Genomic DNA, 12,180 nt, shown 5'->3' with positions numbered 1-12,180 from the left:
GCTTAGTATGTGGTCGACCCGGACTTGCCGAGCGTGTCCGATGTCGTGCCCGTGGTCGACGTCGCGCCGGCAGTGCTGCCGGCCTGCGTGGTCGAAGCATACCCCGTTGTACCAGCGTCCTTCTTGTCGCCGCCGGTGCGATCGCCATACTCGAACATCGCCGAGTTGCGCTCTTCTTCCTTCCACGCCGACTTGGCTTCGTCGGCCGACTTCGACAGCGTGACCTTGCCATCGACGGTCTTGATCCAGCGCGACGGGATCGAGTGATGCACGCCGCCCGCATCGCGGTCGTTCTTGGTCAACAGGATCCGGTCGCCCTTCACCTTGTCGACCGTGCCGACATGGCTGCCATCGGATCCAACGACTTCCATATGCTCGGTGACCTGCGACAGCGAACTGCGCTGGCCCTGCCGCTCATTGCGCCATGACGAGAACTCGGTCTCGAACTTGGAGCGGTTTTCATGGCGATACTCGTCATAGTCGCGGTCCAGCGCCGCGATCTGCGTGCTGCGCCAGCTATGATAGTGATCGTCATGCGGGTTCGACGACCGATTGCCGAACGACCGACTGTCCGAGCCGCCATAAGACCGCTCGTCATAGCGCGCATCGGCTTCGCGGCGACGTTCGGCCTCATCGTCGCCGAACCACGAGCGAACCTCGTCGCCTGCCCGCGCGATGAACCCGCGATCGTCATAGTCATAGCCCTGCGGCTGGCGACCATAGTCACGCCCCTCGTTACGGCTGCCGCCGCGCGACGTGCGGTTGTCGTCGTCCGCATGACGGTTGCGCCCTACGTCCTCGAAACGACGACCGTCCGACGCATAGCTGCCATGATAGTCGGTATCGCCCGAACCCTGGCTGCGCTGGCCATAACGCGACTGACCGGAATCCTGGCGACCATAGCCCTGCTGGCCGTAGGACTGGCCTGCCCCCTGCCCGTAGCGCGACTGACCATAGCGATCACCGCCCGATGGCTGCTGGCGATCGTTGTGGCCGCCATAATAGTCACGGCTGCCCTGGTCGTCGCGCCCGCGATACCCCCCGCGATACCCGTGGTCACCGCGATCATTGTCGCGATCGAACTCACCGGCTGCTGCATAATCGCGCGCACTGGATCGACCATAGTCGCCACCATCGGAGCGGAAATCGCGACCGTAATCCTGCGAGTTCGGCCGACCGTAATAGTCACCCGACTGACGATCTCTGGTATTGCGTTCGTAGACCATAGGAGCCTCCTAATTGCTGTCCTGCGGCTGCCGGCGTCGTCGTATGCGGCGTCGTGCATTCCGAGGTCTACAAGCGCCAGGATCGTCGATTGTTCCTGCGTTTGCCGTCGCTTGACGCCGACACGACGCACCGCTGCGACGGCGGGCCAGAAGCAGGGCGACGGGCTTCACCAACCCGGTTGCAACAGCGAAATCGAGCCGCTAAGCCATCGGTCCTGGCCTATGGCCAATCGCGCGGGGCCGTAGCTCAGATGGGAGAGCGCTGCAATCGCACTGCAGAGGTCCGGGGTTCGATTCCCCGTGGCTCCACCACGCGCAACACGATGATGACTAGACATGTGCCCCTGCAATTGCCCGAAGCATTGGGGCGGTATGCGCGGTAACCGCACAGGAAAGCTGCCGATAATCGATTTATCGATGTCCTCCACGATCGCTCGATCACCCCCACAAACGTTCGATCTCGGATAAAATCGAGAATGTGGCATACCAGGACGCGGGGCTGGCGCCGGGCACGCTGGAGATATTCAACGCCCGCACCGACGGGTCCGTTTTCTGCCGGCCCAGGACATGATCACGCATCCTTCGACCTCGACGCCGTGAACAAAAGCCAGCCGACACCTCCTGCGACGACGCCGAGCGCGCCACCAAGCAGATAGGCGTCGATCGCCCCTGTCGGCATGAACATCCCGCCGGCCATATATCCGAGAATACCCGCGCTGCTCGTCACGGCGCTGTAGATCGCGGCCACCTTGCCGTGTGCGCCCGCAGGAGCCTCGCGCTGCAGCATCGTCCGCACCGCGACGTTGTGCACGCTGTTCGCCGCACCGCCGATCACGAAGGCGATCCCCACAACGACGAGCCCGGAGGTCATCGTCATGCCGGCAATCCCGCCGACAACGCCTATCGCCAGCATCATCGCGCCCATCACGATGGCGGACGCAAAGGCCAGTGGGGCCGGGCGGAGCATCGGCCAAACCCCGGCCGCCGCCGCGCCCGCCATCATTCCCCCCGCCCAACACGCGGTGAGCAGCCCGAACGCCATCGCACCCGCCGCCAGCGACACGGTGACCAGGAACACGAACGCGACATCGGCAATCGCGCTGGCGAAGACTCCCAATGCGAGGGCACCGATCATGATCACGATCCGCCGATCGCGCAGCACCGGCAGATACTCGGCGAACAGCGTCCGGGCTTGGTCATCCGCATCGGCATCCACATCGACCTCGACCGGCCGCCGCAACCCGCTCCCCAGCACGACCACAGCCAGCAACGCGAAGCTCGCCGCATCGAACAGTAGCGCATTGCCCGCGCCGCCCCATGCCACCAGTGCGCCGCCAACGACTGGCCCGGCAAGCATCCCGGCGCTACGCACGAACTCCAGTACCGCGTTCGCACGCGCCAACGTCATTCCCAGCCCGGTAGCCAGCACCGGGATCAGTGCGAAGGTCGCCGTTCCCCCGACCGCGAACAGGATGCTGAGGACGCCGGCACCGACCATCGTCGAGACCAGATCGGAATGATACGCCATCCAGGACAGGACCACCGCGTCCGCCAGCGCCGCACCAGCCAGCAGCTTGCCCGCATCGCGCGCATCGACGAGGCGCCCGATGTACGGCGTGACGAGCAAACCCGGCAGCAACTGGGCGACCAGCAGCATCGGCACGGCAAAAGCGGTTCTATCGCCCGCTGTCCGAAACATCAGGGTGATCAGCGAAATCTCGTCGCCAATCGTCGAGATCGTCAGCGTCGCAAGCAGCAACCACCCCCACCCCGTCCTAAACGCGACTATTCCCATGTCGGCAGTTCATGCTGTCGGGCCTCGCTCGTCAATGTTTCATGCGCGACTTCATATGATCGGTCAGCGCGGGAATTTCGGCAGGGTCCCCAGCGCCGTCGAACGAACCGAAGCCCGCGGGGGCAGAGCACGCCTGACTCCAACTCCGTACCGATTGAGCAATCATCGAAACGCGACGCCCGCGTGGCGGGCGGACTTGGCTGCAAGCTTGCCGCGGTCGTGATCACCACGCAGAATGCAAACAGCGTGCGCCACGTCACCGCCCACGGATCCGGAGAACAATCCGCGAAAACGCCTGACCGATCAGCGGATTGGCGCTTGCGAACAGCGCAAGGATCACCGCCGCCCCTCAAAGACAGCGCGACGACCCCAATTGCGCGCACGCCATCGGGGGGCAGTTCTCGATGCTGGTTGACCAGGCACAGTCGCACAGCATTCCTTCAACGGCGCAATAACGGCCGACATCGCGTGCCAGCAAGCCTGCGCGACAAAGCCGCGCATCGTCAAACCCTTGGCGTAGCACGAGTGCGGCAAGCGATACCGCGGTCCAAAACAAAACCCAGGCGAGAACGCTTGGATCGTCGACCAGCACCACGCCGAACGCGGCGGCGGCAATCGACGCCAGTCGCGCCGATCCGTCATTCCAGTTCACCCGGTGCGTGACGAACAGGGCGTCAAGGATCGGCTTTGCCGCAGTTCTGTGATCGACCGATCGCGAGGTCCGTGTGCGATCCGTTCACTTGTCGTGCAGATCCTGTGCAGAGGATGAATCCAAACCCGGCCGGTTTCCCTCAACCCGCGTTGCGAATGCCTCGGCGCAGGGCTAGCCTCGCTTCGGGGAGTATCGACACATGGCGTGCAAAGACCGGATCGACCGGCGTTTCGCAACGAAGCGTTATCGTCTGTCCGCTACCCATTCGCCGATGCAGAACCCGAACCAGCACTACGGCCAATGTTCGCGATCTTCCTGACGCCCGCCTACGCGCCTTTCGCGATCGCGTTCGTCGTGATGATCGGGATCGGGCTGATCGAGGCGATCGGCCTTGGCCTCGGCCATCTCGATCTTCACGCGGATGTCCATGCCGAAGCCGATGGCGGCGGCGTGCTCGACTGGCTCGGGCTTGGCCACGAACTCCCGATCCTGATCTGGCTGACCTCGCTGCTGGGTTGCTTCACGCTGGCCGGCATAGCCATCCAGCAAGGCGCGACCGCGATGACCGGCGGCCCGCTGCACTGGGGCCTTGCCTCAGGCGGCGCGCTGATCGTCGGTAGCCTGCTCAACACGTTGGCCGCCAACGGCCTCGCCCGGATCATGCCCGGCTTCGAGACCAGCGTGATCTCGACCGACGACTTCCTTCGCCGCCGCGGCACGATCCTCGAAGGCACCGCGCGTCGAGGTAGCCCGGCTCGTGCGAAGATCGTCGACCAGCACGGCCAGGCGCATTTCATCATGGTCGAGCCGCATGACGACACCGACGCGATCGCCGCCGGCGAAACCGTGCTGATCGTCCGCCGCGACGGCAAACTCTTCTACGCGCTGCCCGACGCCAACGCGCTCCTGCAGTCGATCTGATCCTAATCATAATCCGGGGGAGGGTTTCATGCCCGCACAACTAATCAACGTCCTGACTTACGCCGGTATCGTGCTCTTCGCGCTCGTCGTGATCGGCATCATCCTGACCCGGCTGTACCGCCGGGCGACCAAGGACGTGGCGCTGATCCGCACCGGCTTCGGCGGCGAGAAAGTCGTCCTCAACGGTGGCATCATGGTCATCCCCGTGCTCCACGAACTGATGCAGGTCCGCCTGACCACCGTGAAGCTGGAGGTGTCGCGTCTCAACAAGGATGCGCTGATCACGCTCGACAAGCTGCGCGTGGACGTCGTCGGGCTGTTCCATATCAAGGTGAAGCCAGACGCGGAATCGATCGCCGCCGCCGCACAGACGCTCGGCGATTCGGTCAACAGCCCCGACGCGGTAAAGTCGCTGCTCGACGGCAAGCTGGTGTCGGCGCTGCGCTCGGTCGCCGCGACGATGACGATGGAGCACCTCCACGCCAACCGCGCCGACTTCATCCAGAAGGTGCAAGAGGCGCTGATGACCGATCTGGACATGAACGGCTTCCAGCTCGAGTCCGTGAGCATCACGCATTTCGACCAGACCGCGTTCGAGCATTTCAACGAGAACAACGCGTTCGATGCCGAGGGGCTGACCGTGCTCACGCGGACGATCGAGGAGCGCAAGAAGATCCGCAACGACATCGTCGCGACCAACCGCGTCGAGATCGAGCAGCGTAACCTCGACGCGAACAACCAGTCGCTCGAGATCGCACAGGCCGCCGAGCAGGCGCGCCTGACGCAGGAGCAGACGCTCTCCGCTCGCCGTGCGGAACAGGCGACCGCGATCGCCACCGCCGAGGCCGAGCAGACCCGCCTCGCCGAAATCGCTCGCATCACCGCTAGCCAGGCGCAGACCGTTGCGCAGACCGAGGCCGACAAGGTCATCCAGACCGCGACGATCGCGCGCGATGGTGCGATCCAGACCGCGACGATCGAGCGCGACCGCACGATCGAAATCGCGCGCATCACGACGGCGGTGCAGACCGCGCAGAAGTCCGAGGAGGAGTCGACCGCGACTGCCGCCGCCAATGAGGCTCGCGCGCTCGCCGTCCGCGCCGAGGAAAGCGTCGCCACGGCCAAGGCGACCGAGATCGCCAACCGCAACAAGAACGTCGCGGTGATCGCCGCCACCCAGCGTGCGCAGGAAGAGGCCGTCGGCATCACCGTCGCCGCAACCGCCGAGAAGGAAGCAGCCGAAGCCCGCGCCAGTGCCCTGCGCACCGAGGCGACTGCCGAAGCCGACGCCGAAAAGGCCCGGGCGGAAGGGCGCGAGGCAGCATTCAAGGTCGACGCGGCAGGTCAGGCATCGCTCAACGAGGCGACCAACCTGCTGAGCGACGCGCAAACCGCGTTGCTGATCCGCCGCGCGATGCTGGAAGCGCTGCCCGCGATCATCGCCGCGGCCAGCAAGCCGATGGAGAATATCGACAAGATCAGCATTCTCGATGCCAGGGGGCTACACGGTGACGGCGGCAGCGATGGCGCATCCGGCGGCGGTCAGGGGAATCTCGCCGATGCCGCAGTCGCCGCAGCGATGCGCTACCGCGTCGGCGGTCCGCTCATCGATGGGCTGATGGCCGAACTCGGCATGACCGGCAGTTCATTGAACGGCATGCTCGCCGGCAGCGGCGCTGACGCGGCGCCTGCGCGAAGCTCATCCACCGATGCCCACAAACATCCCGCTGCTCTCAATGGCGGGTCGGGCAACCCACCGGCCTGACGTGGTGAATCCCTAGGCCCAACCCGTAGAAACCGATCTGCGCGTCGAAGACGATGGCGCGCAGATCTTTCCGGGAGCCTTGGATCCTGCCGCATGCCTTTCGATCGAACAGGCCGTGGCAGACCTACCCCGCGACGTCCCCGGCGTGCGGATCGGGTCCGCCCCCGCCCTGCGCGGCATGCTCGCGGTGGACGGTCCCATTGGCCGCATCGCGGGATCTGTGCTGGGGCCCGACGCACGCCCCGTCCGAGCCGTGCTGTTCGACAAGACCGCGGTTCGGAACTGGGCGCTCGGCTGGCATCAGGATCGCACCATCGTCGTCCAGCGGCGTGGTGCCGTCGACGGGTTCGGCCCCTGGACGGTGAAGGCCGGACTCGTCCAGGTCGAACCGCCCTTCGCATTGCTGGAGCGGATGGTCACGATCCGCGTCCACCTCGACCCCGTCGACGCCACGAATGCCCCGCTTCGCATTGTGCCCGGATCTCACCGGCTGGGCCGCCTGCCGGAAGCGAGCATCGCGCATGTCGTCGAGGAGCGCGGCGAACGCCTGTGCCGCGCGAACCGCGGCGATGTCTGGCTCTACGCGACACCGATCGTCCACGGCTCGCGCGCCGCCGATCCACCCCGTCGCCGACGCGTGCTCCAGATCGACTACGCAGCCGAAGACCTGCCCCCTCCGCTTCGATGGCAAGGGCTAGAGGCGCCGCCGACAAACCCTATTTATCGCCCTGCGCCGACGGACCGGCGACAGTAGCCGCAACTCAGGCGGCGCTGGTGATCGGCGCGTTCCCCGTATCCGAACTCGACAGCCACCGTACGAAGTTCGACGCGTCCATCGGTCGCCCGAACAGGAAGCCCTGCGCCTCTTCGCAACCGATATGCGCGAGGACGTTGGCCGCGTCCTCGCTTTCGACGCCCTCGGCGACGACGCGGTAGCCAAGCTTCTGGGCCAGGCCGACCATCGTCTCGACGAGCACGAAGTCCGCGCCGCTAGTCGCACGGAGGTTGCGCACGAACGCCTGATCGATCTTGACGACCTGCGCCGGCAGCCTCTGCAGATAGGCGAGACTGCTATGCCCCGTGCCGAAGTCGTCGATCGCGAGGCAAATGCCCGCCGTCGCCAGTTCTGCGAGCATCGCCAGCGCCTGCTCGGGGTGATCCATGATCGCGCTCTCGGTGAGTTCGATCTCGAGTTGATCGGGGCGCAGCTGACGCCGCAGCATCCCCAGCTGGATGCGTTCGATCAGGTCCGTCTCTTCGAGGTTGGCAGCCGAGATATTGACGGAAACCGCAACGCCTATGCCGGCCTCGTTCCAGCCGACGAGCTGATCCATCGCCGCGTCCAGCACCCACTGCGTGGTCGGTCGGGCCAGCGACGTGTGTTCGATGATCGGGATGAATTCGGCGGGCGATATTTCACCGAGCACCGGGTGCCGCCATCGCAGCAATGCCTCGACGCCGATGCAGCGCCGCGTCGCCAGTTCGACACGCGGTTGAAACATCAGCCGAAGCTGATCGCCGGCTTCGAGCGCGGTCCCGAAATCCTGCAAAAGCGTATATTGACGGCGATGCGCGATGTCGCTGGCCGGCGAATACAGCGCGATCGCACCATCCACCTGCCGGGCATCCTGCGCCGCGCTGGCCGCCGCGCGCAACACGTCGTCGGCCGCCGCGTCACCCAGCGTGAACGCGCGAACGCCGATCGCGACGTTGGTGACGAACCGGACCGACGAGGACGCCCGGATCGCCGCGAAGCCCGACGCCAGGACCGCCATGTACGCATTCTGATCCGCGTCGGGTGGCCCTAGAAAGGCGAATTGCGCCGGGCCGACGTGATAGGCGACGCGGGAGGAATCGAGCCGCTGTTGCAGCGACAGCGCGGCCTCCCGGATCAACGCGTCGACCCGCGCTCCGCCCATCACGCGCAAGATCCGGTTGATCTGGTCGTCCCGGCCCAAATCGACGACGACGACGAGCCGGTGCTCGCCGCTATGGTCGCGCGTCAGATCTAGGAGGTCCTCGCGGAACTGATTGCGGTTGGGCATACCGCTGATCGGATCGATCCGGCCGAACGCATGCTGCAACTCGATCTGCGCCATGACCATCGCCGCGAGGTCGGTCAATGCGGCCATTTCGGCGGCGGACACCTGCCGCGGCTCGGTGCCGAGCACGCAGAGCGAGCCAAGACCATAGCCTTCGCTGGTGACGAGCGGTGCACCCGCGTAGAACCGGGTGCCGGCAAGGCCCAACGGGCTTTCGGCGTAAAAACAGTCCGCCTGCAGGTCCTCGATGACCAGCGGGCTCGTCGATTCGGCGACCTGCGAACACGGCGCTTTTCTGCGGGTAATCGAGTCGTGAGAAATCCCGACCCGCGACTTGAACCACTGTCGATCGCGATCGGTCAGCGAAATGGCCGCTACCGGCAGGCCGAAGATCTGGCTGGCCATGCGCGTGATACGATCAAAGCTCTCGCTCGACGGCGTATCGAGCAGCTTGAGCTGGTGCAAAGCGTCAAGCCGAGCCTTCTCTAGATAGTCACGCACGGGCTTCCCTTTCGGGATAGCTGATAAATTACAATCGTTAACGGTTTCACCTACGTCAAACGTGACGACATTGAAAAATTAGGGAAATCCGCCGCCGAACCGTGTGGCTACCGGCTCATATTCCGGTGTCGCGCAGCGCCACCGCGCCACACCAAGGCCGCGTACTAGAGCGACGTATTTGGCGCTCTTTAGCAAAGGGATAAGCGCCGATCGAGCAGATGCGCCTCGACCGATCATCGTTATATCCAGAAACAACGGGAGGGCCGAGGCCCTCCCGCGAGGATCACCCCTGCATGTCTTCGAGTTCGCGTCCGCGCGTCTCGTTGACCATCGCCTTCACGAAGAAGAACGACGCCGCTGCGAAGAACGCGTAGCCGAAATAGGTGACGCTCAGCCCCGGCGAGACCGCCAGCGCCGGGAAGCTCACCGAAATCGCGGCATTGGCGATCCACTGCGCGAAGCCGGCGACCGCCAGCCCCGAACCACGGATCTGCTGCGGGAACATCTCGCCGAGCATCACCCACATCACCGGGCCCCAGCTCGCGTTGAAGAAGATGACGTAGAGGTTGGCCGAGATCAGCGCGATTAGGCCGTTATGGCCCGGCAGGCTGACCGCGCCCGCCGCGTCGGTGACCGCGGTCGAAAACGCATAGGCGACGATCGCCAGCGTGACCGCCATGCCGGCCGATCCGACCAGCAGCAGCGGCTTGCGACCGATCTTGTCGACGGTCGCGATCGTGAACAGGCACGCCGCGATCGACAGGACGCCCGACAGGATGTTGATCTGGAGCGCGTTGTCCTCGGTGAAGCCCACCGCCTCCCACAGCACCGCGCCGTAATAGAACACGACGTTGATGCCGACGAACTGCTGGAAGATCGCGAGACCGATGCCCGCCCACAGGATCGGACGGACCTTGCCGGTGGTCTTGTCGAGCAGATCGGACAGCTTGGGCTTGTGGTGGTCCTTGGCGAGCGAATTGCGGATTTCGATCACCTTGCGATCGGCCTCCTCACGGCCGAACAGCCGGGTCAGGACGGTCCGCGCCTGCTCGTCACGCCCCTTGGCGACCAGGAAGCGCGGGCTTTCCGGGATGACCGTCAGTGCGATCAGATAGACCAGAGCCGGGATCGCCTGGAACCAGAACATCCAGCGCCACGCCGACTGATGAAGCCAGAATTCGGCGGTCGAGCCACCGGCATAGCGCGCGACCGCGAAATTCGCGACGAACGCGCCGGTCAGGCCCGAGATGATCATGACCTGCTGGACGCTCGACAGGCGCCCGCGGATCGCCGCCGGCGTGACTTCGGAGATGTAGACCGGCGAGGTGACGCTGGCGGCGCCAACGCCGAGACCGCCGATGATCCGGGCCAGAATGAAGATCGCCGACGAGCCTGCCGCGCCCGCGACTAGCGCCGACACGAGGAACAGTACCGCCGACAGCATCATGACGCTGCGGCGACCGATCGCATCCGACAACCGCCCGGCGCCGAATGCACCGATCGCGGACCCGACCAGAATCGCGCCGACATTGACGCCAATCCCGAGCCGTCCAAGCGCGAAGGCCGCTTCGAGCCCCTTCTGCGTGCCGTTGATCACGCCCGAATCATAGCCGAACATGAACCCGCCGATGGTGGCGACGGCGACGATCGCGGTGATGAAACCGTAGTTCACCGCCGATCCGCCCGATCCTCTGATACTCTCCGACATAGCCCCTCCTAAATGCCGTTATTATCGGCTGATTTGTGCATGTTGCGTGATGGTGTGCGGACGCGGTCTCACCATGTGGACAGTCGTCCAGACGTTCTGGAAACGCCGATCATGCGGGCGATCGCGCCGACAGTGGCGCGGCGGATCGACAGCCGCGTCCACCGGCTTGGTGCCGGTCCTTGCGAGGATCTAGCGTCGGTTCGATCACACCCAATCCTCAACAATGGCGCTGGTATCGATCGGCCGATCCGCGTCTCTATGGTATCGCTATCAAGTCTGGTGCGCGCGTCAAGTGCGGCTCTCGCGCGGCCTCCGGCGCGGCGCGGCGTCGGACTGCCGCCGGATCAGGGTGAAATCGAGCGTCTGGTGGCGTTCGATCTTCGCGCCGCTGCCCGACTGCCGGATCGCGGTGACCAGAAGATCGACCGCTGCACGCGCCATATCCGCGATCGGCTGGTGGATGGTCGTGAGTTCGGGCCAGATCGCGGTCGACAGCGTCGTGTCGTCGAATCCGCAGACCGTCAGGTCGCCCGGCACGTCGATGCCGCGGCGATGCGCGATCGCTACCGTTGCCGCTGCCATGTCGTCGTTCGACGCGAAGATCGCGGTGGGTGGATTTTCGAGCGCGAGCAGTTGCTCCGCGGCGTCGAGCCCCGATCGGTAGGTGAACAGGCCGTCGGCGACCAGGCTCGGGTCGAACGGCAAACCCGCCTGTTCGAGCGCGACGGTATAGCCCGCATAGCGCTGGGCACTGGCCGACAGGTTGGGATCGCCGGTTATGAAGCCGATCCGCCGATGGCCGAGGTCCATGATGTGCTGCGTCATCATCGACGCCGCCTCGCGATCGTCGATGCCGATCGCCAGCTGGTCCGCGGATGGCATCGCAGTCGCCACCGCGATCGCCGGGATGCCGGCCTTGGCAAGCAGGTCGAGGACGCCGGCCGCTTCGCACAACGGCGGCGGCAAGATGATGCCGTCGATCCCGCCCTCGATCAGGTGTCGCGTCACCTCGAGCTCGTGATCGCCCAGTTCGCACTTCTCGACGACGATCTGGACGTCGCGGCGACTCGCCTGTTCGAGACTGCCGAGCAAGAATTCGCTCAAGAAGCCCGCGCTCGGATTGCTGTACAACAGACCGATCCGCGTCTGCCCTGCCCCGGCCAGGCTGCGTGCCGCGGGATTGGGGGCGTAGTTCAGCGCTGCGATCGCCGCATTCACCGTCTCGCGCGTCTTGGGCCGTACGTTGGTCTCGCCGTTGATCACACGCGAGACGGTCATCGGGGAAACCCCGGCGCGCGCCGCCACGTCGCTGATGGTGGGAGTCGAGCCTCCGCGGCGCGAGGAGCGAGTTGGCGCTGGCGAATGAACTGTCATGACAGGGGTGTTAGCGCAACGATCGGGGACCGCAACCGGTGCGGCAAGATTCGCCCAAGCGTACCGTAAATACGAGCGCCGAGGGAGATCGCCGAAACTCGGGAATGAATTCTACGCCGTACGGCCTGAACGCTTGCCCAATGGCGATACCGGGCATATGGTAGCGGTATCGATATTCACCGACAGGCTTCATAGA

Annotated in this window: 8 protein-coding genes and 1 tRNA gene; 4 read left to right on the top strand and 5 right to left on the bottom strand. The window is 65.1% G+C overall.

Annotated features, from left to right (window positions below; translation table 11 throughout):
* Positions 1-2: 2 nt before the first annotated feature.
* On the bottom strand, positions 3-1,226 hold the full coding sequence (locus C8J43_RS16055) for a DUF2171 domain-containing protein (RefSeq protein ID WP_133031738.1): 1,224 nt from the start codon (positions 1,224-1,226) through the stop codon (positions 3-5).
* Between the two features lie 236 nt (positions 1,227-1,462).
* Here C8J43_RS16055 and C8J43_RS16050 point away from each other — a divergent pair.
* A tRNA-Ala gene (locus C8J43_RS16050) sits at positions 1,463-1,538 on the top strand.
* Between the two features lie 259 nt (positions 1,539-1,797).
* On the opposite strand, the gene C8J43_RS16045 is transcribed toward C8J43_RS16050, so the two are convergent.
* Complete coding sequence (locus C8J43_RS16045; protein ID WP_243645610.1) at positions 1,798-2,985, bottom strand: MFS transporter; 1,188 nt, start codon at positions 2,983-2,985, stop codon at positions 1,798-1,800.
* 988 nt (positions 2,986-3,973) lie between these two features.
* On the opposite strand from C8J43_RS16045, the gene C8J43_RS16040 reads away from it, so the two are divergent.
* Genes C8J43_RS16040 through C8J43_RS16030 form a run of 3 tightly spaced genes read left to right on the top strand, consistent with a single transcriptional unit; the run spans position 3,974 to position 7,113 of the window.
* Positions 3,974-4,594 (top strand): OB-fold-containig protein, encoded by a 621-nt coding sequence (locus C8J43_RS16040; protein WP_133031736.1) that lies wholly within the window; start codon positions 3,974-3,976, stop codon positions 4,592-4,594.
* Between the two features lie 28 nt (positions 4,595-4,622).
* A complete protein-coding gene (locus C8J43_RS16035) occupies positions 4,623-6,359 on the top strand; it encodes a flotillin domain-containing protein (protein ID WP_243645609.1) in 1,737 nt (578 codons plus the stop codon).
* Positions 6,360-6,396: 37 nt separating this feature from the next.
* The gene (locus C8J43_RS16030; RefSeq protein ID WP_133031735.1) at positions 6,397-7,113 is read left to right on the top strand and encodes a phytanoyl-CoA dioxygenase family protein; all 717 of its coding nucleotides are present in this window, start codon (positions 6,397-6,399) and stop codon (positions 7,111-7,113) included.
* Positions 7,114-7,120: 7 nt separating this feature from the next.
* On the opposite strand, the gene C8J43_RS16025 is transcribed toward C8J43_RS16030, so the two are convergent.
* From C8J43_RS16025 to C8J43_RS16015, 3 genes are all read right to left on the bottom strand, one after another.
* Positions 7,121-8,902, bottom strand: a complete 1,782-nt coding sequence (locus tag C8J43_RS16025; protein WP_133031734.1) for a sensor domain-containing phosphodiesterase — start codon at positions 8,900-8,902, stop codon at positions 7,121-7,123.
* Between the two features lie 283 nt (positions 8,903-9,185).
* Entirely contained in the window at positions 9,186-10,610 is a 1,425-nt protein-coding gene (locus tag C8J43_RS16020) for a sugar porter family MFS transporter (protein ID WP_056047701.1), read from the bottom strand.
* Positions 10,611-10,898: 288 nt separating this feature from the next.
* Positions 10,899-11,984 carry a LacI family DNA-binding transcriptional regulator gene (locus tag C8J43_RS16015; protein WP_133031733.1) on the bottom strand — a complete coding sequence of 362 codons (1,086 nt, stop codon included), beginning with the start codon at positions 11,982-11,984 and terminating at the stop codon, positions 10,899-10,901.
* Positions 11,985-12,180 lie beyond the last annotated feature (196 nt).

This window comes from Sphingomonas sp. PP-CE-1G-424 (assembly GCF_004341085.1).
Taxonomy (GTDB): Bacteria; Pseudomonadota; Alphaproteobacteria; order Sphingomonadales; family Sphingomonadaceae; genus Sphingomonas.
The sequence above is the reverse complement of the archived record's forward strand: the minus strand, read 5'-3'. Positions and strand labels throughout refer to the sequence as shown.